The organism is Paenibacillus sp. FSL R7-0048 (assembly GCF_038004505.1).
GTDB classification, from domain to species: Bacteria; Bacillota; Bacilli; order Paenibacillales; family Paenibacillaceae; genus Paenibacillus_AQ; species Paenibacillus_AQ odorifer.
This window is the reverse complement of record NZ_JBBORF010000001.1, coordinates 2,442,256-2,466,068: the sequence shown is the minus strand read 5'-3', so window position 1 is coordinate 2,466,068 and position 23,813 is coordinate 2,442,256. Positions and strand designations below refer to the sequence as shown.

The following is a 23,813-nucleotide window of genomic DNA, read 5'->3' as shown; positions in this document are numbered from 1 at the left end:
TGATTACCATTCAACCTAATGAAGACTACATACTTTCCATCCTAAAAAAATTACTCGACACCCCCAGCCCAAGCGGTTTCACCGCACAGGTAATGACACTAGTTGCTGAAGAAGCAGCTGCGCTGAACGTACCTTTAAGCTGGAATGAAAAAGGCGGCGTAATTCTTAACGTCCCTGGCCTAGATCCCTCTCGTACTATTGGCATCAGCGCTCACGTGGATACACTTGGTGCCATGGTCCGCTCGATTAAAGCTAATGGTACACTGCGTCTGACCTCTGTGGGTGGCTTCGCCATGCACAGCATTGAGAATGAATACTGCACGATCCATACCCGTAGCGGCAAAACTTATACAGGAACCATCTTAACCAGCCATCCATCTGTTCACGTATATCCAGATGCTCGTGACTTCAAACGATCAGAGGAGAACATGGAAGTACGTATTGATGAGCTGGTATCTTCTAAAGAAGACGTACTCAAGCTTGGCATTTCCGTCGGAGATTTCATTTCTTTCGATGCACGTGCAGTGATTACGCCTAGCGGTTACATTAAATCCCGTCATTTAGATGACAAAGCAAGCGTGGCTGCCCTTCTCGGATTGCTGGAAAGTATTAAACGTGAAGGTTGGAAACCTCTCCACAACCTTTCTTTCCTCATCTCTAACTACGAGGAAGTGGGACATGGTACAGCTTGGATTCCTGGTGAAATCAATGAAATGATTGCCGTCGATATGGGCGCCATGGGTGATGATCTCAGCTGTAAAGAAACCGATGTATCCATCTGTGCTAAAGACTCTTCCGGCCCTTACGATTATGTTATGACAGGTCGTTTGATTGAACTGGCAGAAGCACTAGCAATTCCTTATGCCGTTGATATTTATCCTATGTACGGCTCCGATGCTTCCGCAGCGCTCAGAGGCGGAAACAATATCCGTGCAGCATTGATTGGCCCAGGTGTACATGCCTCCCACTCCATGGAACGTACGCATAAGCAAGCTGTAGTGAACACTGCTAAGCTTCTCGCTGCTTATGTGGGGACAAACTGAGGGTAGCTCTGGCAAGCTGAACCAGCTCTGGAGGCGCAGACAGGGACTTATCGTCTCACTTCTGGTGTTATTGATAGTGGGGTTAGCGCTATCGTTGTTTCTGGTATTTAGAAATCATAAGGAAGATCCCTTTAAAGGTCTTCCTCACGCCTATAGCTTTTTGGAAACAGTGAGTACAGATAACGTGCAGCTCTATATGATGTCACTTTCACCTGAAGATATTAAGCTCAGGGCCGCGGGTGTCCCTTTACGGCAAGTTAATGCATATGGGATTAACGGTGGTTTTTTCTATCAAGATGCGCTTTTATCCATGGCTATCATGAATGATACTCCAGTCAACGGAGCCCAGAAGGGTTATGGGTCTGGCTGGTTCAATGCTAAATACGCACGTGGAACCCTTGTCTGGGATGGTGCCAGCCGTAGCTTCTCCGTACAGGTTGTCTCTTCTGGAGAAGAATTGAAGATTACTGATCGCCAGCATTATTTTGCGCAAGGTGGCATTAGTATGAATCTGGCACACGAAGACTTATGGGAAGCGGCAGTAGCTGAAGAGCATCTTCCTTACGCTGATGAGAAACGCCTGCGCTCAGGCATGGTGTATGACAACACAGGAAAGCTCTGGCTGATTGTTACCCCAACGCTCTCAACAGCGGCAGAGTTCCGTTCAGCGATCCTCCAGACAGTTCCTGCTAAGGGTCTGGAAGGCATCTTCTTGGACGGAGATGGCTCTTCCCAGATGAATGCGAAGGAAATCATTGTACCCGGCGATTCTCGGTCTGTAGTACAAATGATTGCTGTGGACGGAACGAAATAAATAAGTAGAAAAATAAAAGAGTAGAATTCTCCAATTAGTGGAGGATCCTACTCTTTTTTTGTTTATTGGTGGTTCACTTGTTCTTCAACAGACACTGCCGGAATTTCCGGTGGTCATCACTTTCGGCTGGTGCTTACGGACCCAGAAGGCGTTATTCGCAAATTATTAGCCTTTGGAGCATTCTTTCGGACCCAAGCGACGTTATTCACGCAAAAAAGGAACGTATTGGGTGCTTTTAGTGTCAATAGCGTCTATGGTGTCCGTTAACATTCCAAATGTGCAATAATGCTGCGTTTAAGGTCAGTGGTGTCCGGATAGTACTTCGTAAGTATTAATGTGATCTAAAAACAAGCATCAATCCCAGACTTGCTCCAGTTTATCTGAATAATAAGAAATGGCCTTACTATAACTTCTTATCCCTTCATCCGCAGAGGTTTCTGCCAACAGCTTAAGCAGCAGTTCCATCGCTTGACTATGCTCTCCAAGATTGTGCAAGGTCATGGCTAGGAACGCCGGAAATTCCTTATTCTCCGGGTACTCCTGAACAGCCTGCATCAGAAGACCTTTTGACTTCTCGTATTCTCCGAGTGTCCGGTAGGTGCTGCCCAGTCCCAATAGAGCGCCAACTCTCTGCTCAGAAGGTAATCCTAACGCCAAGCTTTTCTCATAAAAGGGTACTGCCGCCCGCTCCAAACCCAGCACATCATGCGTCCAGGCCAATTGATATAGAAGTTCAGCGTCCCCAGCATTCTGCTCATATAGCTCAAACAGCATCATTTTGGCTTCTTCCGCTTTACCAGCGTTGCGTAGGGCTACGGCAGCTTTAAGTTTATCTTCCACACAGAGCCCTCCCCTATTTTCATTCAAAGCCATCCAACGGGTTTAAGCCTTACCAGCGATTTTCTCCGCAAGCTCGTTCAGATAGGTCCAGCGTTCCATAAGACGCTCCAGCTCTGCTTCGGCTAGGCGTTGCTCCTCTACTAGCTCCTGCAGCCTTCCAGAGTCAGCAAAAGCCGCCTCCATCTGTACACTAATATCCGTCAAACGTTGCTCTGCAAGCTCAATTTGCTCATCAATGCCCTCATATTCACGCTGTTCCTTGAAGCTGAATTTGAGTTTTGTTTTGGGAGCCGTTGAAGCTGCAGAGTTGCTGGCAGTGTCCGCGGCCTCTTTTTGCTTTGAGCTTCCTTCTTTGTTCGGTTCTCCAATGCGTGACGGTACATTTTTGGCCAGCCATTCTTCATATTCCGTATAATCGCCAACGTGAATCCGGATATCGCCATTTTCAAAAGCAATCAGCTTATCTATCGTACGGTCCAAGAAATAACGGTCATGGGATACGGTAAAGACGACACCCGGAAATTCATCCAGATAATCTTCCAAAACAGCCAATGTGCCGATATCCAAATCGTTCGTAGGTTCATCCAAAAGCAATACGTTAGGAGCTCCCATCAATACACGAAGCAGATACAAGCGTCTTTTTTCGCCACCAGACAGCTTGGAGATCGGTGTCCACTGCATCGCAGGAGGGAACAAGAAGCGTTCCAGCATTTGACCAGCCGTAATCACACTGCCGTCTGCTGTCCGTATCACTTCTGCTTCTTCCTTCACGTATTCAATGGCACGCATACTGTCATCCATATCCTGATGCTCTTGTGTAAAGTAACCAAGCTTAACCGTAGCGCCAAGCTGAACTTCACCTTTATCGGGTTGCAGCTGACCTGCAATCATATTTAAGAGTGTGGATTTGCCGCTGCCGTTCGGGCCGACGATGCCCACTCTATCCTGGGGTACAGCGATATAGCTGAGATCTTTGATTAGCTGACGACCATCCAACGCTTTCGACAGGTCATTAATTTCAATGATCTTGCGACCTAAACGTGTAGAAGCCACAGAGATATCCAATGAGCCGTTCGAGCTGCTTCCCGTACTCTCTTTCAGTTTCTCGAAGCGGTCGATTCTTGCCTTCTGTTTTGTTGAACGGGCTTTGGCACCGCGACGAATCCAAGCCAGCTCTGTACGCAACAGATTCTTACGCTTCTGTTCGGCAGAGGCTTCTCGTTCTTCTCGATCGGCTTTAAGCTCTAGAAACCGTGAATAGTTAGCTTCATAACGATAAAGCTGGCCACCATCTAGCTCTAGCATGACACTAGCCACACGCTCCAGGAAGTAACGATCATGCGTCACCATCAAAAGAGCGCCGCGCCGTTTCTGCAAATATTGCTCCAACCAAGCCACGGAATCCGTATCAATATGGTTGGTAGGCTCATCAAGAATCAGCAGTTCAGAGGGGGTAATCAGTGCAGCTGCCAGAGCCACACGTTTACGTTGTCCACCAGAAAGTGTGTCCATTAACGCATCAAACTTTAAGATGCCTAGCTTGGTAAGCACGCTTTTGGCTTCACTCTCCAAATGCCATGTTCCCGCAGCGTCGATCGCCTGCCCAATCTTTACTAGTTTTCCTTCCAGTTCAGCATTACCAGGCTGCTGTTCAAGCTGGGACATAGTCTCCATATACTCACGCATGGTAGCAAGGTCTGGATCATCCCCGGCGAACACTTGCTGCAAAACTGTATTCATAGGATCATAAGGAGGATTCTGCGCCAAATATTGTACTCTTACATTATTCCCGATGGCAATTTGTCCACCATCCGGAGTATCCAGACCGGCAATAATCCGTAAAAAGGTTGATTTACCCGTTCCATTCACACCGATTAAGCCAATTTTATCCCGATCGTCCATACCAAATGAAGCGTCGCTAAAGAGTACTTTCTCGCCATAACTCTTGGAAAGATGTTCCACGGTCATAATATTCATGCTATTTCCTCGCTTGCCTTATATTTTCATAAAACCGGCCCGCATCTAACCAATGCTATTTATCCGGTCTATCATCCTATCCAAAATTCAGGTGATCATGGCCCCTCTAATAAAAAGACCAGCAGCGAAATCAGCGCGTTTATACGCGTCCTCCTCCGTAAAAGACGGATCAAATAAAATATCCATCTTCAAACGATCCAGCATCCCTATGTAGGACTGTGCCATAAGCTCAGGCTCGGATGCTCCACCTTCTAATAATACCTTGACCACATCTTGCATGTATTGCTCCATAAATTGAGTCATATACGCCACTAATTCAGGATTATTGTTAGGGGCACGGAAAAAGAGCTTCGTATGCCGCTTGCGTTCATAATAATAATTCAAGTGATGTTTAGCAATGATCGAAAGTTTACCGGCCAAAGTATCACTAGCCTTCAGCCTTTCCTGTAATTGCAGGAGAAACCCCTCACAATCGCGGCGCGTCACTGCCATGAATAATTCTTCCTTGCTCTTGAAGTATAAATAAACGGTGCCCTTTGCTATCCCGGCTTGCTCCGCCACTTCCGACATCTTCGTTTCGTAAAATCCACCTGAACCGAAGAGCTCGTATGCGGCATCCAGAATAGCAGTATGTTTTTGATTGGATGCGCTACTCATCGGTCCCTCCCTAAACTGTGCCGTTCAAAGCTTAAATTCAAATGCTAAATGATCATGCTCAGCAGTAAGGCTGCCGCACCTCCTAGGATAGAGCTGATGGCATTGACTGCGTCATTGCTCATCCACTTCCAGCCTCTTGCGTGTACAGCTGGAGCCCCACAATGCTGTGAACCTTCCACTTCGCGGCCGCATACGGTACAGCGGTTCATCTGCTGCACGGTTGCACCAAGGATAGAGTCGGCAAAGGCGCCGACTAATCCTCCGGCAAGTCCTGCTAGGGTAAGCAGCACGAAAGAGTGATCCGGCATGCCGGATATCATACGCAGCAGCCAAGCTGACGCACCGATGAGTGCACCTCCTGCTGCTGCCGCCAGCGTACCCAAGCTGGATACACCGCCCGAAGCTCCGGCAGGAAGAACTTTACCCGTAAGGACAGAACGAGGCGGTTTCTTGCTCAGTGTTCCGATCTCCGTAGCCCATGTATCCGAGGTTACTGTAGCCATTACACCAATAAATAGGAACCCCCATAGCTCATTCGGGAAGATCGCATTCAGAAAAACCAGAACCATGCCAAGTCCACCGTTAGCAAAAACCTGCCCGGCATCGCGGCGGCCCGTCTTAGCATACGTCAGCTCTAATTCTGCTTTATTATCATGATGAAGTTTGGACAGCAGGCTTGAAGTGATGAAGAAGATCAGCAATATCCCAAACCAAAAAGCATTTCCGGCACCAAAATAAATAGTGCCCATCACTACCGCGGCAATCATGCCAGAGAGACTTAAAGACTGCTTCCAATATGCCGCTCCCGCAACAATCAAAGCGCCTAAAGCGCCAATAACCCACTGCATAGATTCATCTCCAACAGATCTATTAACCGATCAGGCAAGTCCCCATCAGCTTGTCGCCCCAGTACAGCTCGAAAGCGTCGCCAGCTACAGTAGGACCCACGCCTGCCGGAGTACCTGTAAATATCACATCGTCTTTCCCTAACCCGTAGCGCTCGGCGATAAAATCAACAATTTTTTGAAGTGAAAAAATCATGTTTTTAACATTGCCGCGTTGTACTTCCACCCCATTTTTCACCACTGTAAAATCAGTTCCCTCCAGCTCTTCCTTATCTGGAAACGCTATGTAAGGGGTGAGTGGTGCGGCATTTTTAAAGCCTTTAGCTGGCGTCCACGGCAAACCTTTCTTCTGCAGATCATTATGCACATCACGCAGCGTGAAATCCAGTCCCAGTGCCATTACATCTACCAGATCCTCCACGCTCATGCCTGGTGTATAATCACGTGCAATACGCAGTACAAGTTCACCTTCATAATGAATCTGACCCGCATCCTTTGGCAGCTTAATTACTGCTTTATCGAGGGAAACAGCCGCATGTGAGGGCTTCATGAAGATGAGCGGCTCCACGGGCACATTGTTACCCAATTCCTCCGCGTGTAGCTTGTAGTTGCGTCCAACACAATATAGATTATTAACAGCAGCGCACATAAACAGTCAGCTCTCTTTCCCATCGATTTGGATTATTTATACCTTCAGAAAGGTGTCGCCCCATATATCCGGGCGGTTTGTACAGATCATTATATCAGAATGCATGTCGGCTAAGCGACGCATCTCTTTCGCTTTGTTCACAGTCCAAGCCATAATTTCCACCCCACGCTCGGACAAAAGCTTAGCCAGTCTAGGATTCAGACGCGAGAAGCTAATCGAAAGTAAAGAGCAATCCAGTTCATGCAGCCTGCGTGCAGGATTGCCAAATCTGGAATCAAAGATCAATCCGGTACGAAAACGGGGATCAATTTCCTTGACTTTTTTTAATGCTCCAGTATCAAAAGAGGTCAAGATCACGTCGTCCCGCATACCTTTTGCAGAAATAAGATCCGTCACCGTCTTCTCAATGCCAGGATACATATCTCCCACTGTTTTCAGTTCAATATTCAGACGCAATCTTCCAGAGGCTAGTGACAGCACCTCTTCCAAAGAAGGCACCCGCTCGCCCTGAAAAACACGCCCTTTCCAGCTCCCCGCATCCAGACGCCGGATATATTCCCAGTCCATGTTCTTTACTTTGCCATGACCATTGGTCGTCCGGTCCAACGTATAATCATGAATGACAACAGGAACGCCGTCTTTGGAGAGCTGGACATCAATTTCCATCCAGTGCACAAAGGGCATGGCAATCGCCATCCGAATGGCTGCCAATGTATTCTCTGGAGCTTTACCGGAAAACCCTCGATGGGCTACACACAAATTGTTCATCATAAGGACCTCCCAGGAACCCTATTTGGTAACTTGAGTGACTTTACCGTCGCTGCCGATCTTTACCCGTCCTGCGGATAGAGCTTCTACTCTTTTTAACAAGAGCTTTCCATCCACTTCGTTCATTGGCACAGGCTGTGCTAGCTCGGCTTTCATAGGCTTCAGCTTTAAGGAGCATTGACCTTTTACACTACATTCCGCCTGAAAAACCGCAGTTTCCCAAGTGGCAGGCACTGTAGATCTCGTAAAAATAAAATTCCCGGTGCTGTAGGCAATCCATTTGCCCTTGTATGGCTCCACGCCTTGCAACACATGTGGATGGCCGCCAATGACAAGATCGGCTCCTGCATCGATAAAGCTATGGCCCAGCGACTGTTGCGTTTTATCATATTGTTCTACCCGTTCTTTACCCCAATGGACCACTACGACCACCAAATCGGCTTTCTTTTTGGCTGCAGCAATTGCCTTCAATCCCTCTGCACTATCGTATACGGAGGCAAGCCCCGGCTTATTTTTTCCTGCCATCCAATCCGACGCAGGAATCACCCGGGTGAATCCCAGCAAAGCGATCTTAATGCCCTTACGTTCAAAATATTGCGCCGAATATGCTTCTTTGCTGTTAAGCCCCGCACCCACATAAGGAATTCCTCTTTCAGCAAGGTGGTTAAGGGTATCCCGCAAGCCTTGCTCTCCTTGATCAAGCGTGTGATTATTCGCCATATTTACTGCGTCCACACCCGCTGACTTAAGCGCATCCAGAGCGAGTGGTGATCCTTTGAATACAAATTGCTTATTAGTGGCACTTACGCCACCTGTGGTCACTGGAGTTTCCAGATTCAAGATCGTAAGATCATCTTTCTTGAACAGACCCTCCAATGCGGCATACGAATAATCATAACCTTTCTTCTCCAGCAGTTCTCCAGCTTTCCCGGAAAATATAACATCTCCACCAAAATTCAAAGTTACCGTCTTACCAGACGCGTTATCATCTGACGGCAGACCAGACACTGCATCATTATTTGCTGCTTCCGAGCTGTCCTCATCCTTCGCAGGGGTCGCTGTCGCTTCAGGAGCTTGTGTTTCAATAATCTCTTCGGGCTCCTCCTGCGGTGTAGGCGTTGGCTCTGGAGTTGCCGTAGGAGAAGGGCTTGGCGTCTCTGTAGCTTCAGGCGTTGCAACTGCAACCACCGGAGATGCTGTCTGAGGCTGATCACTACTCTCTGGTATAGGCGTAGCTGTCGCTTCTGCTACCGGAGGCGGTGAGGCGCTTTTCTTGTCAGGGTCATTCGTAAAGCTATAAGTCAATAACACGGTAATCATCAAAAGAAGACCTGCATTGATCCAAGCCCAGGCCGTTCTGCGCTTGCGTTTGCTCTTATGTTTGTTCTTTTGTCTAGAACGCGATCGCGGCGGATACATGGTTTCTGTGATCTCCTCTACTCTCAAATTGTTTTTATTATAGCATATCTATCACAGCACCCTACAAATAAGAGAGTCGATAGAAATAGAAAATTTTACTAACTAAAGAAAAACAGTGAAGCGCCTCATGCTTCGCTTCACTGTTTTATTTAGTCATCGTACTCACATTTCATTCATTAGCTGTTTAGCAACGCTTTCCGCAATAAGCTTGGACTGCTTGATGCAATCCGGCATTGCTATGCCATTAAATCCGGCGCCAATGACATACACACCAGGAAGCGAAGCCGCTAAATCTTTGCGGAATTCGGTAATATTATCAAGATGTCCTATAGGATACTGCGGCATGGAATGCTCTAAGCGGGTGATTTCCGTAAATATTGGTTTCGCAGTAATGCCCATGATCTCTCGTAAATCTTTAAGCACAAGCTCCGTCAAAGCCTCATCAGGCAGCTGAACATTCTGTTCATCACCAGAACGACCCACATAACAGCGCAAAAGCACCTTATCATCAGGAGCCGTATGCGGCCATTTCGTAGATGTCCATGTGCAGGCAGTAATATTCCGCCCTTCTTTACGAGGCACAAAAAAACCTGATCCATCATATTCGTTAACAATATCCTTTTTGCTAAAAGCCATGACTAGATTCGCTACTGAAACATAATCCACCGCTTCCAGCGCCGTAACCTCCATATGGGGACGAAGTATGTCAGCAGCCGAAAAATTAGGCGTAGTGATATATACATCATCTGCAAGCAACCGTTCGCCATTCTCCAGCTCTACCTCATAAATAGAAGGACTCCCAACAGCCTGAATAGAAACTACGTTAGATTCCGTCCGTTGTTCTACATCATGCAGCTCATAAATCAGACTATGCACGAGACTTTGCAGCCCTTTGCGGAACGTCAAGAAGGTAGTCTGTGTAGTACCTTCCTGTACCTTTTTATTCTTTCGCCCTGTGCGCATTCCACGAATAAGGCTGCCATACTGTTGTTCTAATTGTCCAAATTGCGGAAAAGTAGCATGCAGGCTAATTTTTTGTATATCTCCGGCGTACATGCCAGAGAGGAGTGGCTCGGTTAAGTTCTCCAGCACTTCAGACCCTAGACGGCGCTCAATAAGCTCACCAAGCGATTCGTCTTCATCATTACGCCGCGGAGGAAGAATAAAATCCATCATCGCACGTATTTTGCCCCCAAACGAAACTAACCCACTTGATAAAAAAGGTTTCAGTTCGGTAGGGATACCGAGTACAAGACCGTTTGGCAAAGGATTAAGCTTGTCCCGCTGCAAGATATATCGCTTCTTAGCAAGAGGGTTAGTGGATACCAGCTCGTGATCCAATTCCAATTCCTTAGCCAGCTCGCACATCTCCGCCCTTTCCGCCAGAAATGAATCCGGTCCCTTTTCAATCACAAAACCATCGCGATGTAAGGTTTCAATCTTTCCACCGAGGTTTTTCTCTTTCTCAAGCAAGACAATATCAGGCTTAATACCCGCTTCTTTATAAAATTTACGAATATAAAAGGCGGCGCTGAGTCCGCTCAGCCCTCCGCCTATGATAACAATTTTTCTTGTGGGACCAATCATGATTGAGCGGCCTTCATCTGCTCCAGTCGTTTACGAATTACATCGCTCAATACAGACATATATGCAGGATCACTATTCAGTGAGTCAATCCGCATAAGACGCATATCAAGCTCTGCAGCTACGGCTGTTGCCTCAATATCGAGATCGTACAGTACCTCTAAATGATCGGATACGAATCCGATAGGGGCCACCAATACGTATTCCACCTGTTCTTTACTAAGCTGTTGCAGCGTGTCCAGAATATCTGGACCAAGCCACGGTTCAGCTGTGCGGCCAGCACTTTGCCAAGTAAACTGCCAGTTGGTTATGCCTGCTTGAGCTGCAATTGCCTGCGAAGTTTCCAGCAGCTGATCCCGATATGGATCACCCATAGCCAGAATACGTTCTGGAAGACTATGAGCGCTGAATAATACGCGAATCTCATCACGGGTCGCACCTGCTTCAATATATTGATCCAGCTTCGCCGACACTCTTTGGCTTAACACATCGATCAATTCAGGATGCATATGGTAACTCTCCACAAAACCCATGTCAATCTTGCATGCATCAGCCTTTTCCTGCGCACGCTTGATGTAGCTCCCTACACTCATACTGGAATAGTGTGGCGCCAAAACAATACCCACTGCTTGAGTAATGCCATCCTTCGCCATAGCCTCCACGCCGTCCTCAATAAAGGGACTGGCATGCTTCAAGCCTTGATAGCAGACAAATTCAACATCTGCTCCCGCTTTATCCGCATTTAATGCTGCTTGTAAAGCTTCTACTTGCCGGTCTGTATTCTCCCGCAGTGGGAATACCCCCCCGACGATTGCTTCATAACGGTCGGTTAACTCTTTAAGCTGCTCCGCTGTTGGCGGATTCCCCCGTCTAATATGCGTGTAATAAGCTTTAACATCTTCTAGGCTCTTAGGAGTGCCATACGACATGACGAGAACACCTATTTTTACTGTCACGGATTCCGTCCCCTTTACAATTTAATAGCGTGGAACATATACATTCTTATATTTTTTACGAACGCTGCTTAGCCGTTTCTTGTAATACTTCCTGAGAATAAGCGTGAATATACTCCGTCAATTCTCTAAGTTTGTCTAATGAGGCCTCCGGGAATAATCCATGGCCCAGATTGAAGATATAACCTGGCTCAAGCACACCTTCGTCGATCAGTGCTTTCGCGCGTTCTTTCAAGAGGTCCATCGGAGCTGTAAGCAAATATGGATCAAGATTTCCTTGAATCGCAAATTTATTGCCTATTCTGCGTCGGCCTTCAGTCAAGCTAACTCGCCAATCCAGCCCGATTACGTCTGCTTGAAGCTTCGTAAGGCTTGGCAGCAATTCTCCAGAGCTTACGCCAGGAAAGTATATTTTAGGTACATCAAGATCAGATAATTCGGAAAAAATACGAGAAACCGTCGGCAGCACGTACGTTTCAAAATCGCGTGGAGCAAGCGCACCAACCCAACTGTCGAACAATTGGAAGGCTTTGCCTCCACTCCGCACATGACTTCGGAGGTAAGTGATAATCATATCGCCCAGCTTGTCCATCAGCATTTCCCAGACACGGGGTTCACTGTACATTAGCTCTTTCGTACGGATATATCCTTTGGAAGGTCTACCTTCGATCAAATAGCTGGCAATTGTAAACGGCGCGCCTGCAAAAGTGATCAAAGGAACGTCCAGTTCCTTATCCAGAATAGCAATCGTTTCCAAAATGTGGCTCAGATCACCCTCCACATCAATGGGTTTTAGTCTCTCCACATCAGCTGCACTACGGATCGGATTCTCAATTACTGGACCGATATCCTTAACGATATCGAATTTCACTCCGATTGAAGCAACTGGATTCATAATGTCGGAATACAAAATGGCCGCATCCACACCCAGCTTGCGAACGGGCATCATGGTTACTTCTGCCGCCAGCTCAGGCTGCTTGCAGATTTCAAGCAACGAATACTTTTCCTTAATTTTACGGTACTCGGGATCATAACGGCCGGCCTGCCGCATGTACCATACGGGAACGTGCTCCGTGTCCTGCTTTCTGCAGGCGCGGATAAAAGTGTCATTGTAGGTCATGATAAGATCTCCATTATATTTTATTAGATTTTTTTAATCGGCATATCTACTATTATGCCCTTTTTAAAAGCTTGTAACAACTAATACGAAGAGTTTGGAATGACAATCCTATGACATTACTATGACATGTGTTGCACACATGAAGCTGCAAAAAATGATATACTGATAAAATGGCATTTTTTCCGTGAATCATATATTCTCTGAAATTCTTTGAAAGGATGTGAAAGCACTATGAAGAAATGGGAGACCTGGAAGGTCAACCTCTTAGTGCTTTGGTTCGGGCAATTTTTGGTGAATGCTGGAATGACAATGATTACACCCTTCCTGACCTTGTACCTTGCGAAGGATCTTGGTGTCCAGGGTGAACATGAAATTGGAATCTGGGCGGGACTTATTTTTGCCGCAAACTTCTTAACCTCTTTCATATTCCAGCCATTATGGGGCAAGCTTGCAGACAAATATGGACGCAAAATCATGTTGCTGCGTTCCAGCTTTGGCATGGCTATTGTCATGGTATTAATGGGCTTCGCACAATCCCCTTTACAGCTGCTCCTGCTCCGTCTCTTAAACGGTACAATCTCTGGCTTCAATCCCGCCTCCATTGCACTGGTGTCAGGTACTACCCCCAAAGAACGTATGGGCTTCTCCATGGGATTGATGCAATCAGGATCTGTAGCAGGAACAATTCTAGGGCCACTGATTGGTGGCTTACTTGCCGATTTAATCGGATTTCGGCCGATTTTTTATGTCGTTGGAGCCTTGCTCTTTATCGCCTCTCTGCTGGCATTATTTCTTGTTAAAGAAAAATTCGACCGCGCCGAAGCCGCACAAGAGCCACAGGTTTCTGTACTCGCAGGCTTGAAGGAATTAATCAAAATCCCTCAGCTTCCAGCTCTATTCGGTGTAACCTTTCTGCTGCAATTTGCAATGATTAGTCCTATGGCCTTGTTGCCACTTTATGTAGAAAAATTAAATGGACCCGCTGAGAATATAGCCTTCTTGGCCGGGATGGTCAGTGCGGTTACAGGGATCTCCAATATGCTGGCTTCGCCCTTGCTTGGGAAGCTAAGTGACAAAGTCGGCGCACATCGTATTCTGACCTATGCGTTAATTGGCGCTTCACTCTTCCTAATTCCGCAGGCATTCGTAACTAGTGTCTGGCAGCTGATTATAGTCCGTTTCCTAATGGGAGTCTTCATGGGCGGACTGTTGCCCAGCGTTAATGCGCTTATCCGCTCCTATACCCCTGACGGAAAAGAAAGCCGCGCATTCGGCTTCAACAGCAGTACATTGGCGCTAGGCAATATGCTGGGAGCTATCTTGGGCGGCTTTCTATCAGGTTACATCGGAATTGAGGGGCTTTTCATTATATCCGGCTGCTTGCTGCTGGTTAATACGATTTGGGTTCGATTGAAGCTGTACAAAGTAACAACACCGCGGTTATTTCGCTAATCAGCTATTTGACCATCGCTAGTGCCAGTCCATCATAGGCAGGCAGACATGTACTGATAAGACGTTCATCCGTAGCGATCATCTCATTGAAGTGGCGCACAGCCAGGATGGCAGGACCATTTCTATCTGTATTTAAGGTCCGTCCACGGAGAAAAATATTATCACCCGCAATGATCGCTCCTGGATTGGCCAGCTTGATGGCATATTCCAAGTAGTTAGTGTAGTTCAACTTATCTGCGTCAATGAAAAAGAAATCGAACCTAGCGCCCTCTGCTTCCAGTGCCTTCAGGCTGTCCATTGCGGGTCCTATTCTATACTCCGTAGTATCCCCGAAGCCTGCCAGCTCTAAATTACGGCGGGCAAGCTCGGCATAGTCGGCTCTCAGCTCTAGCGAAGTCAGTGTGCCACTTTCAGAGAAACCGCGGGATAAGCAAATTCCGCTGTAACCGCCAAGTGCGCCAATTTCCAAAATACGCTTAGAGCGAGACAGTCTAACTAGCATGGTGAGCAGTCTTCCGTACCCCGGCTCGACAGACACCGGCGGCATGCCTGCTTGAACGATTGCTTCTTTTACTCGAAGCAGAATTTCGTCCTCTGTATAAAGTTGTTCACTGTATTCTTCTTGCGTAAGCATAAAGATTCTCCTTTGAGGATCCCCCGTTTGCTCATAGTAAGGGATGACGGGGAACATTTTATGATTTATGGAATGCCGGGCATTGTGAAGTGTCCCACATTCCCCTATACTTGTATGGATGCTTTAAAGGACGACAATGTCGTCTCTTCTTATTGTACTGGCTTTTAGTATTTATCTACAAGTTAAACGGAGTTGAGAGTATTTGAGCAAATTACAATTAATCGCTACTGCCCCTATGGGTTTAGAAGCTGTGGTAGCGCGCGAATTAAACGAACTGGGTTATGAGACCAAGGTCGAGAACGGACGAGTATTATTCAGCGGTGATTACATCGATATCTGTCGCTGTAACTTGTGGCTGCGTACATCTGACCGCGTATTGGTTAAAATGGGCCAATTCCCTGCTAAAACCTTTGACGAGTTATTCGAAGGGGTTAAAGCCTTGCCTTGGGAAGATTGGATTCCAGAGAATGGAGAATTCCCGGTTGAAGGACGGTCCCATAAATCACAACTAACGAGTGTACCCGCTTGCCAAGGGATTGTCAAAAAAGCTATTGTTGAGAAGCTGAAGCTTTCGTATAATACAGACTGGTTCCCGGAGAACGGTCCTCGATATGTGATCGAAGTGATTTTATTAAATGACATCGCTTTGATCACATTAGATACCACAGGACCCGCGCTTCACAAACGGGGTTACCGCAGACATGCAACAGAGGCTCCGCTGAAGGAAACAATGGCTGCTGCACTAATCCAGCTTAGCCGCTGGAATGGCCATCGGCCCCTGTTCGATCCATGTTGTGGTTCGGGAACACTGTTAATTGAAGCTGCCATGATCGCTTGGAATATTGCTCCAGGACTACGCCGCTCATTTCCATCTGAACATTGGCCAGTCATCCCCAAACATCTTTGGGAAGAGGCGCGCGAAGAAGCTTTCGATGCGGTGCGCGATGATTATCCTTTGCAATTAACAGGTACGGACATTGATCCAGAAGCGATTGAAATTGCTGAAGCTGCCGCCAAGAGTGCTGGACTGTCCGGAGAAATTACCTTCAAAGTGATGGCTGCCGCCAAAGCAAGACCTGAAGGAGAATATGGTTGTATCATTACTAACCCTCCATATGGGGAACGGATCAGTAATGACAAAGAAGTGGAGAAGCTGACCCGCCAGTTTGGTGAAATGATGATATATCTGCCAACATGGTCATTTTTTGCGATCAGCCCTTACAAGGAATTCGAACAATTTTACGGTCGTAAGGCAGACAAACGCCGCAAACTGTATAACGGACGTATCGAGTGTCAATATTATCAATACTTGGGTCCACTTCCACCTAGAAATCCGAAATAATTAGGATCACCATTGCTTTGAATGCAGAACGGACATCTACCTCGTATGAGGAGGGTGTCCGTTTTTCTCCGAGTATAAGACTGTTTTAGTTTAGCGCCTATAACTTTTCGCTCATATATTTCTATGAGAAACGTTTATCATCTGAAAAAGACAACAACATTGTTTATTCTGGTTTTAATTATTTTCTGTGTTAGGAGGTTTTATAATGTCTGACTTTCCATCAATTCGGAGCAACAGAACCGTAACAAGTACAATAGCTGCTGTGATTCGCTCCCGATATATCGGTTATCTCCTTTTTCTTGGCATCATGCTGGCCAAGTTATTATTTCTGCATAGTGGGCTGCATGCTCCCAATATAGATATGAACCGGCAGGACAAATGGATTGCTGTAGGTTCAGTCATGTTATTGTCTTTTTGGACCCTGTGGCTTCCCCGCCGGGGACAGACGATAGCGTTGTTAAGTATAAACTTGCTTCTTACACTGCTTATTTATTCGGATATCGTCTACTATCGTTATTTTCAGGATTTTATCACGGTACCCGTATTGTTTCAGGCTGGACAGATGGATGCGCTTGGTGGAAGTATCTTCGCTCTACTGCGTCCTTCCGATCTTTATTTGTTTGCTGACTGGCTTCTGCTTATTGCCTATGGAATCGGAATAGGGTTATACCACCGGAAAACCCATACATACTTGTCTAATGCCGCCCCTCGCCGTTATGGGCAATCTCACTCTTATTCTCAAAACGGTTATTCCCGCCGCTCTTCACGCCTGAGCAGGGTGCTAAAAAGAAGCGTGAATGGCATCGTTGCTCTGGCGCTAGGTTGCGCGCTGACCTTTGGCCCTATCCACACCTACGCTACTACCTGGGCTAAAGATCTTTTCACTGGCAACTGGTGGAGTCTGGCGATGTATAACGTAACCGGACTAATCGGTTTTCACGGTTATGATATTTACTTATATGCTAAAGATCATCTAGGTCCGCAGCCCGAGCTTTCGCAAGAAGAAGCCACCTCAATGCAGCTCTGGTTCAATAAACAAAACACTGAGCAAAATGCCAATAATGACAGCTTTGGAAAATACAGCGGAAGCAACATCGTTGTTATTCAAGCTGAAGCTTTTATGAACTTTGTAGTTGGATGCTCAATATCCGGCCAGGAGATCACGCCTAATCTGAACGCTCTAATCAAAGAAAACACCTATTTCAGCAATTACTACCATCAGACCTCACAAGGCCGAACTTCCGATGCGGATTTCACGTCCAACGCTTCCCTGTACCCGCTGGTCTCCGGCTCGGTATTTGTCCGTTACCCGGATCATCAGTTTGACACGCTGCCTGCTATTTTGAAATCAAAGGGCTACAGTACCAATGCTTTTCATGCGTACGAAGGTAGCTTCTGGAATCGGCAGATTATGTATAACGCGATGGGTTATGACCATTTTTATAACAAAAAAGACTATACAATAGACGAACCTCTAGGCTGGTCTCTGGGTGACAAATCCTTTTTGCGGCAATCCCTCGATATTATGAACACTTCAGAAACGATACAGCAGCCTTTTTATTCATTTTTGACTACACTATCCAGCCATCATCCTTATTCTCTCCCTGCAGATAAACAAGGGCTTGATACTGGAGAGTTCAAGGGCACGATCTTCGGAGATTATTTGCAGGCTGTTCACTATACGGATGAAGCTTTAGGGGAAATGGTCAAAGAGATGAAGCAGCGTGGGCTGTGGGATAATACCATTGTTGCTTTCTATGGAGATCATGATAATTCGATCCAGGAGACCTCTTATTACGAACAATTTCTCGGCAAAAGCCTTAGCGCACTCGATATGCAGCAAATAATGCATCAGGTACCCTTGCTCATTCATCTGCCAGGCTCTAACGCCTCTGTCCTAGATTCAGCTCCAGCTGGTCAGTTGGATCTTACACCTTCCTTGCTCCATTTGCTGGGGATCTCACGTGATCCTTATTATCTCATGGGCAATAATCTGTTTAGCGGGCATGAGCGTCTTGTAACGCTGCGATCCGGTGCCTATGCCGATGAAAAGCTTTCTTATCTCCCCAGCGAAAATGGGCAATTTGCCAGCGGAACCTGTTATAGTCTCGAAAGCCGGGAAGCCGTTGACGTAGGGGAGTGCAGCATCGGGTATGAGACCAGCAAGCTCCGCCTACAGATCTCCGACGATATCATGAAATATGATGGAATCAAGAAGCTCAAGAACACACAATCTGCACCTTAAGCTTACATCCGGGTAAACGAAGAGACTGCCCAAAAAACTATCGAAAAGGGCTGCTGCGATATCCTCTCTATGTTGGACATTTACCACTTGATCGTTGTTGGAAGCACGTTTGGTTTTCCGACTTGGATCCGCGAAGTATCTCACTAACGGACACAGCTGACCCTAAACGCAGCATTATCCGAGATTTGGAATGCTAACGGACTCCAGAGCAGCTATTAGCCTAGAAAACGCCGATATGAGCCTCTTTTTAGGGAATAGCGTCACTGGGGTCCGAAATCTTGCTTTAAAGGCTAAAAACAGGCAAATAACGTCATCTGAGTCCGTAACGCCTGTGTGATGAGGAGATGATGGGATGGTGGGCTCGATGAGACGGTGAGATGGTGGGAAGATGAGATGATGAGACGGAGAAATGATGGGATGATGGGCACGATTGAAGTAAGCCGTCAATGGCCAGAAAACGCAGAGCAGCGATCCTCCAAATTAACAGGAGAATCGCTGCTCTGTTTACTTTTACTTATTCTGAGAATGAAGAGGGATCGACCCTATTATCTTAGTTGATAAGAACTCAGTATTATTTCTGAACGGAGGGCTGTTTGATAAAAGCTTCCGCTTTCTTCAACACTTCATCCTCCGTTGGAGCACTCACATAACGACCATTCACATAAACAAAAGCCCGTTTGCCACATGGACCGCAGTACGACTTGCAGCCGACCTTGATCTCGGCATCAGGTGCCATTTTTTGCAGCTTTGGGATAATACTTTTCAACTTCATGAAATTACATTCATCGCACACTTGTATTTCGTTAGCCATGGAGCAACCCTTCTTTGTGTTCGAAATTTACAGGCGAGTGTTTAGTGATCGCCGTGATTACCTTTAGAGGGATTCGTAATGACAAAACCTTCTTGTGGAAGATACAAATAATCAACGACCACGCCATCAAGGAGTGGTTGGCTCGGATCAAGAATAACATCGATTTCCTTATCTGTCGATACTACAACATCGTTCTCTTTAGGCGTGTCCAAGTCCAGTCCGTAGTGAGCATGATCACCGTGTGCATGTGTAATTGCTACGCGCAGCTTCAACTCACTGTTTCCTTCCAGCTCCATTTGTTTCTTTATCACTTTAGCCGCATTACGGGTAATTTTGACCTTCATCTATATTCCATCTCCTAGTCCGAAAATTAAATACTCAATTACTTATTTTAAAGGTAAATGACATCTAAAAGCAACTATATTGGCTAATTAGCTCTGAAGTTCTTGTCGAAAATGTGCGGTGCTATCCTTCACCCTGCTGAAGGGTAGGATATTTCCGGCCCATTCGTGACACGAACCAGCCCATTAGCAGCATGGTCACTCCAATATCATCGATCGGAATAAATGGCATGAAGTCCGGCAAGACCCAATAGAGCAGTACTGGAATTGTAAATAACAGCTTGTCCCCCATTGCTACTTTAGGGGAGCGGATGTATTGCCAGGAGCTACTGAAGATATGGGACCATTGTTTTAGTGACAGTATTTTTTTCAGTTTCATGGTGACCCTCCTCCCAAGTAAAAAGGATACAGCCGCGGATAACGTGTAGTGACGACAGCGGCCATACCCTATGGTTTATTTTACGCAAGTTTACTGCAAATGTTTCATAATTATTTCACATTGGAAAGGAGCGTTGCTAATATAAGTCCTGTTTCCAGGGCCATATCTTCAAAATCTGCTAGTGGCAGCGGATTTTTGCCAATCCCAAGCTCCACAGTAAATCCAGGTTTGCGGAAGGTCTGAATAAACCAATCCTTATATCCGGCATCACTTCCCGTCAGCTCCACTGCCCGGTAACTGCTCGCAACTGCCAGCTGCGCGGCTAATTCACGGCTCTCGGGAGGCTCATACCCCCGGTAGTTCCAATAAATCTCTCCTCCTTGGCTATGCAGAGACACTGCAGCTTCGCCAGGCGCTTCCTCAGCCAGGGCTGCCAGAGCAGCTGCTTCAGGCTCACTCAGCGGTTCAGGGCCGCTGTAATCCCGCGGTGAGGGCTGCCTTACTCCCCGACGTTCCCGCTCCTCTTCCCAATGAGCGGGAAATTGATCCCCAAGATCCACACCGCGGATGTTAGCTTTCCAATGCCGGAAGCTGCTTCGTCCACCATTCCATCTCATGAGGTCATCATAAAACGGATGGTCAGGCAAAACCCCTTCCTGAACCAGCTCCACACCATCTGGATTAGCCATAGGCACGACCCATAATGTCCAGTTTTGGAACCAAACCTCAGGGTTATGTCCATTCCATTCCAAGCCTTCAGCATAAGCTGCTGCATACTCCTCTATGAAGGACATCAAGCATGGCGAAGTCAGCCATTCATTGGCATGCAAAGCGGCGTTAACATGCAGATGACGAGTGCCGTTCCCGATCTTGAGTACATGGAGTGGCTTGCCGAGTACGCTCGTGCCTATTGTGGCTGCTTGTATAAACGGGTATTGGACAAGCAAGCTGTCAATGTCACTCTCAACATCAGCCGGACCGTACTCCCCGCGCAGAAACACCACGCGGTCTGGAATCGGGGGTGGAATGACAAGTATTTTTCCAGGTGTACAGCAGCGCCCTGAGGTCACACCAGGATTAAGCTTCTCCAAATCCTCTAAATTCACATTAAATAATGAGGTTATCCGTTCTGGAGTGTCCCCTTCCTGCACAGCATACCTTTTACGCGGCGAAGATGGCAGAAATAAAACCTGGCCTGGGTATAAATAAGACTGCCTCCCAACCCATGGATTACCTTGAATAACATGCTCAGGAGTTAATCCATGTAGAGCGGCAATTCGGCTTACGGTATCTCCCCTGTTTGCAATATATTGTCGCATTAGGTCTCATCCTCTCGGCCTTAAATTGCTGATACAGCAATACAAAAACAGCGGCATACAGCACTTAACTCTATTGTATGCAAGCGCCACTACCCGGCATGAAGGAGAAATGAATCACAAGAAAAAACAACGTCATCGCCCTTTATAGATGGCAACCATTTCTCATGAAAATAAGGATATTACAGATCCGCAGCGTATAAATGCTTATATTTCAAAAAAACAGACTGGGAAATGTGCTTTCCCAGTCTGTTTTTCTTTTTACACTCCCATGGAGTTTGTCCCCATTCAATTCAACATTGCTCCTGCTTATAACGTGGATACTTGCCACACTACTGGAGTACGTCTAATTTGTTCTCCAAGCCAGTCTCGCGCGATGCTTTGAAACATCTCAGCATCACCGCTGCAGAAGAACTGATGAATTGGACTTTCATCGCCGATGGACAGCTTGCCTTTGTCATATAAAATTGTGCTGATCTCACGAGCGGTCTCATCTGCAGAACTGATCAGCTTGACTCCTGATCCCATAGTCTCACCAATGGGTTCTACAAGAAATGGATAATGAGTGCATCCTAAAATTAAAGTATCGATGTTAGTGTCTTTAATGCCTTCGAGTGCCTCTTCTACGATATCGTAACTTTTCTCTGAGCGGAACTTGCCTTGCTCGACAAGTGGGACAAGCGCTGGACAGGCTTGACTTACAACCTCAACAAAAGGGGACAACTGCTTTAATGCGTTAGTATAAGCTCCGCTGTTGATGGTTCCTACCGTACCGATCACGCCGACATGTCCGCTTTTGGTTGCGCTAATTGCTGCGCGGGCTCCGGGATGAATCACCCCAATTACAGGGATGGAGACCTTGGCTGAGATATAATCGAGTGCCGCAGCTGTTGCGGTATTACAAGCGATAACGATCATTTTAGGATTAAACTGGATCAAATAATCTACAATTTGTTCAGTAAACAGTTGTACTTCCTCGGTCGAACGGGGTCCGTACGGAGCTCGGGCAGTATCTCCGAAATAAATGATCTTCTCCCGCGGGAGTTGCCTCATCACTTCTTTGACAACTGTTAACCCTCCCACACCTGAGTCTAATATTGCTATAGCTTGCTGCACGAACACACCGCTTCCTTCTACTTGTTTTGTGTAGCTTATGTAAGGTGAAAACAAAATGTACCTGGCTTTCAGCCCCAATTGCAGATATTACTCCTTTTGCCCTCTTAGTTCAAGACTAGTCTTCTTCCATCATTTAACAAGCGGGGGCAAACTAATTAAAAAAGCCACCCTCCGCCCAATGCGAAGAAGCGGCTCTATTATAAGAGAATGAGTACTCTTTTACCACTGAAACAGAGGATTTAAACCACGGTCCCATTATAGAATTTCTTTATCAACCTTGTCATCTTGAACGACTTCTTCCAGGCTAACTTCTTCGCTTACATCTTCACTTATAGTGGCCTCAACCAACTGAGTTACCACTTCCAAAGTGGCAGCAGCCTCTTCAACAGCTTCTACAGCGTCAACTGCTTCTACAGCATCTTCTGTAGCAATACCGCTTACAGTTACTGTGATTTTTTCTTCTTCATCAACAGCATTCGCACATGATTTGCTCCATTCCCGAACTTCATGCACTACATGCCCAATCGAATCTTTTGCTTTGTCATAAATCTCAATGCTCTTGTCTCCGGCTTGAACGGCAATTTCTTGAACCTTCTCAATACCAGCGGCAGTTCCTTCCGCAATATCCTTGCGCAGCTCTTTACCTGGTTTAGGTGCGAACAGCAATGCTGTCACCGATCCAACCACACTGCCGACTAAAGCGCCCCATAATAAGCCTTTGGTGTCCTTTTTCATCGTTTCATCTCTCCTTTAAATTCATTGCTCCCCGCTCTACCGGGCTAATGCCTATATCTGCTATATCATAAGCAGCAGGGGATTGTCTTGTGACTAATTATTATAACTTTTCAGAAGTTTTGTCTGTAACATTTTTGGGTACGATAGCGTAGCGGCAGCAATGGCCGCCCTCTGCCATACATTCATTACGTGTGACCTTAGCATCCAGCAATTCTTCGAAAAGACTATGCTCACATTGGCAAGCCTTACGATACTGGGTAGCCACTTGGCGAATCGGGCAATTGTACTCCTTTATGACATATGAGCCATCCTCTTCGCGGTTCCATTCTGCCATATATCCACCGGCATTTTGGATGGAAGATAATTCGGCGACGCGTTCTTCCAAATTCCGCCGTTCCATCATCGGAGCATACTGAGCGAGCATCCGGCGGCGGCGTCCTTCAAATAATGTATTAACAGCATCCAGTCCACTGCCGTAATCCAATTCACGCAGAAGCTCCAAAGCCAAGTTGTGATAACTTTTTGGAAAATATTCTTCGGCTCTCTCCGTTAATGAGTACATATGTAAAGGCCGCCCCATCGCTTGCCGGACCACTTTTGTCTTTGCAAGCCCTTCTTGCTCCAGCTGAAGCACATGACGACGGACACCCATCTCTGTAATTCCCAATTCTTCTGCCAGCGCGCCGATGGTCAGTGTTCCTTTCGTCTTCAGGAGCGTCATAATCATTTGTCTTGTCGATCCGTTTTCCTGCCCCATCTTCATCATAAAGGAA

At 46.6% G+C, this 23,813-nt stretch carries 24 protein-coding genes; 6 read left to right on the top strand and 18 right to left on the bottom strand.

Going from position 1 to position 23,813, the window contains the following annotated elements:
* The first annotated feature begins 2 nt into the window (after positions 1–2).
* Together NSQ91_RS10710 and NSQ91_RS10705 are read left to right on the top strand one after the other, a co-directional pair.
* Complete coding sequence (locus tag NSQ91_RS10710) at positions 3–1,043, top strand: M42 family metallopeptidase (protein WP_076184364.1); 1,041 nt, start codon at positions 3–5, stop codon at positions 1,041–1,043.
* A gap of 76 nt (positions 1,044–1,119) precedes the next feature.
* Positions 1,120–1,857 carry a hypothetical protein gene (locus NSQ91_RS10705; RefSeq protein ID WP_340917708.1) on the top strand — a complete coding sequence of 246 codons (738 nt, stop codon included), beginning with the start codon at positions 1,120–1,122 and terminating at the stop codon, positions 1,855–1,857.
* Between the two features lie 354 nt (positions 1,858–2,211).
* Here the strand turns inward: NSQ91_RS10705 and NSQ91_RS10700 are convergent, their stop codons facing one another.
* The 10 genes from NSQ91_RS10700 to hemE form a co-directional block, all read right to left on the bottom strand.
* On the bottom strand, positions 2,212–2,697 hold the full coding sequence (locus tag NSQ91_RS10700; RefSeq protein WP_249267663.1) for a tetratricopeptide repeat protein: 486 nt from the start codon (positions 2,695–2,697) through the stop codon (positions 2,212–2,214).
* 42 nt (positions 2,698–2,739) lie between these two features.
* Positions 2,740–4,674 (bottom strand): ABC-F family ATP-binding cassette domain-containing protein, encoded by a 1,935-nt coding sequence (locus tag NSQ91_RS10695; RefSeq protein ID WP_076305537.1) that lies wholly within the window; start codon positions 4,672–4,674, stop codon positions 2,740–2,742.
* A gap of 87 nt (positions 4,675–4,761) precedes the next feature.
* Positions 4,762–5,331, bottom strand: a complete 570-nt coding sequence (locus NSQ91_RS10690) for a TetR/AcrR family transcriptional regulator (protein ID WP_076098408.1) — start codon at positions 5,329–5,331, stop codon at positions 4,762–4,764.
* A 44-nt stretch (positions 5,332–5,375) separates the two neighbouring features.
* Positions 5,376–6,179, bottom strand: coding sequence for a DUF92 domain-containing protein (locus NSQ91_RS10685; RefSeq protein ID WP_076184351.1), 804 nt, complete (start codon positions 6,177–6,179; stop codon positions 5,376–5,378).
* Between the two features lie 22 nt (positions 6,180–6,201).
* Complete coding sequence (locus NSQ91_RS10680) at positions 6,202–6,825, bottom strand: fumarylacetoacetate hydrolase family protein (protein WP_036689251.1); 624 nt, start codon at positions 6,823–6,825, stop codon at positions 6,202–6,204.
* Positions 6,826–6,861: 36 nt separating this feature from the next.
* A complete protein-coding gene (locus NSQ91_RS10675; protein WP_076125104.1) occupies positions 6,862–7,593 on the bottom strand; it encodes a glycerophosphodiester phosphodiesterase in 732 nt (243 codons plus the stop codon).
* Between the two features lie 21 nt (positions 7,594–7,614).
* Positions 7,615–9,012, bottom strand: a complete 1,398-nt coding sequence (locus tag NSQ91_RS10670) for a CapA family protein (RefSeq protein ID WP_076278636.1) — start codon at positions 9,010–9,012, stop codon at positions 7,615–7,617.
* A gap of 162 nt (positions 9,013–9,174) precedes the next feature.
* A complete protein-coding gene (gene hemG / locus NSQ91_RS10665) occupies positions 9,175–10,599 on the bottom strand; it encodes a protoporphyrinogen oxidase (RefSeq protein WP_076305536.1) in 1,425 nt (474 codons plus the stop codon).
* Entirely contained in the window at positions 10,596–11,552 is a 957-nt protein-coding gene (gene hemH / locus NSQ91_RS10660) for a ferrochelatase (protein WP_076191329.1), read from the bottom strand. Before hemH ends, hemG begins: the two co-directional genes overlap by 4 nt.
* Positions 11,553–11,607: 55 nt before the next feature.
* Complete coding sequence (gene hemE, locus NSQ91_RS10655) at positions 11,608–12,669, bottom strand: uroporphyrinogen decarboxylase (RefSeq protein ID WP_076125097.1); 1,062 nt, start codon at positions 12,667–12,669, stop codon at positions 11,608–11,610.
* Between the two features lie 231 nt (positions 12,670–12,900).
* On the opposite strand from hemE, the gene NSQ91_RS10650 reads away from it, so the two are divergent.
* Entirely contained in the window at positions 12,901–14,121 is a 1,221-nt protein-coding gene (locus tag NSQ91_RS10650; protein ID WP_038569803.1) for an MFS transporter, read from the top strand.
* Between the two features lie 4 nt (positions 14,122–14,125).
* Here the strand turns inward: NSQ91_RS10650 and NSQ91_RS10645 are convergent, their stop codons facing one another.
* Positions 14,126–14,755, bottom strand: coding sequence for an O-methyltransferase (locus NSQ91_RS10645; RefSeq protein WP_076191324.1), 630 nt, complete (start codon positions 14,753–14,755; stop codon positions 14,126–14,128).
* Positions 14,756–14,957: 202 nt separating this feature from the next.
* Here NSQ91_RS10645 and NSQ91_RS10640 point away from each other — a divergent pair, with 202 nt between their 5' ends.
* The 3 genes from NSQ91_RS10640 to NSQ91_RS10630 all read left to right on the top strand — a co-directional run bounded on the left by NSQ91_RS10640 (position 14,958) and on the right by NSQ91_RS10630 (position 18,900).
* Positions 14,958–16,097 carry a THUMP domain-containing class I SAM-dependent RNA methyltransferase gene (locus NSQ91_RS10640; protein ID WP_076305535.1) on the top strand — a complete coding sequence of 380 codons (1,140 nt, stop codon included), beginning with the start codon at positions 14,958–14,960 and terminating at the stop codon, positions 16,095–16,097.
* Between the two features lie 205 nt (positions 16,098–16,302).
* Positions 16,303–18,342: an LTA synthase family protein gene (locus NSQ91_RS10635; RefSeq protein WP_076305534.1), complete on the top strand. Its 2,040-nt coding sequence runs from the start codon at positions 16,303–16,305 to the stop codon at positions 18,340–18,342.
* A 393-nt stretch (positions 18,343–18,735) separates the two neighbouring features.
* Positions 18,736–18,900: a hypothetical protein gene (locus NSQ91_RS10630; RefSeq protein ID WP_175617317.1), complete on the top strand. Its 165-nt coding sequence runs from the start codon at positions 18,736–18,738 to the stop codon at positions 18,898–18,900.
* A gap of 13 nt (positions 18,901–18,913) precedes the next feature.
* Here the strand turns inward: NSQ91_RS10630 and NSQ91_RS10625 are convergent, their stop codons facing one another.
* The 7 genes from NSQ91_RS10625 to NSQ91_RS10595 form a co-directional block, all read right to left on the bottom strand.
* Positions 18,914–19,153 (bottom strand): DUF1450 domain-containing protein, encoded by a 240-nt coding sequence (locus NSQ91_RS10625; protein ID WP_036689224.1) that lies wholly within the window; start codon positions 19,151–19,153, stop codon positions 18,914–18,916.
* A 41-nt stretch (positions 19,154–19,194) separates the two neighbouring features.
* The gene (locus tag NSQ91_RS10620) at positions 19,195–19,497 is read right to left on the bottom strand and encodes a HesB/IscA family protein (RefSeq protein WP_036689223.1); all 303 of its coding nucleotides are present in this window, start codon (positions 19,495–19,497) and stop codon (positions 19,195–19,197) included.
* Positions 19,498–19,618: 121 nt separating this feature from the next.
* Positions 19,619–19,873 carry a hypothetical protein gene (locus tag NSQ91_RS10615; RefSeq protein WP_076125091.1) on the bottom strand — a complete coding sequence of 85 codons (255 nt, stop codon included), beginning with the start codon at positions 19,871–19,873 and terminating at the stop codon, positions 19,619–19,621.
* A 110-nt stretch (positions 19,874–19,983) separates the two neighbouring features.
* Positions 19,984–21,192, bottom strand: a complete 1,209-nt coding sequence (locus NSQ91_RS10610) for a M14 family metallopeptidase (protein WP_076219389.1) — start codon at positions 21,190–21,192, stop codon at positions 19,984–19,986.
* 306 nt (positions 21,193–21,498) lie between these two features.
* On the bottom strand, positions 21,499–22,305 hold the full coding sequence (gene racE, locus NSQ91_RS10605; RefSeq protein WP_036689641.1) for a glutamate racemase: 807 nt from the start codon (positions 22,303–22,305) through the stop codon (positions 21,499–21,501).
* Between the two features lie 255 nt (positions 22,306–22,560).
* A complete protein-coding gene (locus tag NSQ91_RS10600; RefSeq protein ID WP_076280974.1) occupies positions 22,561–23,040 on the bottom strand; it encodes a YtxH domain-containing protein in 480 nt (159 codons plus the stop codon).
* Positions 23,041–23,140: 100 nt separating this feature from the next.
* Complete coding sequence (locus tag NSQ91_RS10595; protein WP_076184345.1) at positions 23,141–23,806, bottom strand: helix-turn-helix transcriptional regulator; 666 nt, start codon at positions 23,804–23,806, stop codon at positions 23,141–23,143.
* Positions 23,807–23,813: the final 7 nt, after the last annotated feature.

Bases quoted from the DNA above. Each gene is read 5' to 3' on its own strand.
- NSQ91_RS10695 (WP_076305537.1), bottom strand. From the start codon at position 4,674: ATGAATATTATGACCGTGGAACATCTTTCCAAGAGTTATGGCGAGAAA.
- NSQ91_RS10690 (WP_076098408.1), bottom strand. From the start codon at position 5,331: ATGAGTAGCGCATCCAATCAAAAACATACTGCTATTCTGGATGCCGCA.
- NSQ91_RS10685 (WP_076184351.1), bottom strand. From the start codon at position 6,179: ATGCAGTGGGTTATTGGCGCTTTAGGCGCTTTGATTGTTGCGGGAGCG.
- NSQ91_RS10680 (WP_036689251.1), bottom strand. From the start codon at position 6,825: ATGTGCGCTGCTGTTAATAATCTATATTGTGTTGGACGCAACTACAAG.
- NSQ91_RS10675 (WP_076125104.1), bottom strand. From the start codon at position 7,593: ATGAACAATTTGTGTGTAGCCCATCGAGGGTTTTCCGGTAAAGCTCCA.
- NSQ91_RS10670 (WP_076278636.1), bottom strand. From the start codon at position 9,012: ATGTATCCGCCGCGATCGCGTTCTAGACAAAAGAACAAACATAAGAGC.
- hemG (WP_076305536.1), bottom strand. From the start codon at position 10,599: ATGATTGGTCCCACAAGAAAAATTGTTATCATAGGCGGAGGGCTGAGC.
- hemE (WP_076125097.1), bottom strand. From the start codon at position 12,669: ATGACCTACAATGACACTTTTATCCGCGCCTGCAGAAAGCAGGACACG.
- NSQ91_RS10650 (WP_038569803.1), top strand. From the start codon at position 12,901: ATGAAGAAATGGGAGACCTGGAAGGTCAACCTCTTAGTGCTTTGGTTC.
- NSQ91_RS10645 (WP_076191324.1), bottom strand. From the start codon at position 14,755: ATGCTTACGCAAGAAGAATACAGTGAACAACTTTATACAGAGGACGAA.
- NSQ91_RS10635 (WP_076305534.1), top strand. From the start codon at position 16,303: ATGTCTGACTTTCCATCAATTCGGAGCAACAGAACCGTAACAAGTACA.
- NSQ91_RS10630 (WP_175617317.1), top strand. From the start codon at position 18,736: ATGATGAGACGGAGAAATGATGGGATGATGGGCACGATTGAAGTAAGC.
- NSQ91_RS10625 (WP_036689224.1), bottom strand. From the start codon at position 19,153: ATGGCTAACGAAATACAAGTGTGCGATGAATGTAATTTCATGAAGTTG.
- NSQ91_RS10620 (WP_036689223.1), bottom strand. From the start codon at position 19,497: ATGAAGGTCAAAATTACCCGTAATGCGGCTAAAGTGATAAAGAAACAA.
- NSQ91_RS10615 (WP_076125091.1), bottom strand. From the start codon at position 19,873: ATGAAACTGAAAAAAATACTGTCACTAAAACAATGGTCCCATATCTTC.
- NSQ91_RS10610 (WP_076219389.1), bottom strand. From the start codon at position 21,192: ATGCGACAATATATTGCAAACAGGGGAGATACCGTAAGCCGAATTGCC.
- NSQ91_RS10600 (WP_076280974.1), bottom strand. From the start codon at position 23,040: ATGAAAAAGGACACCAAAGGCTTATTATGGGGCGCTTTAGTCGGCAGT.
- NSQ91_RS10595 (WP_076184345.1), bottom strand. From the start codon at position 23,806: ATGATGAAGATGGGGCAGGAAAACGGATCGACAAGACAAATGATTATG.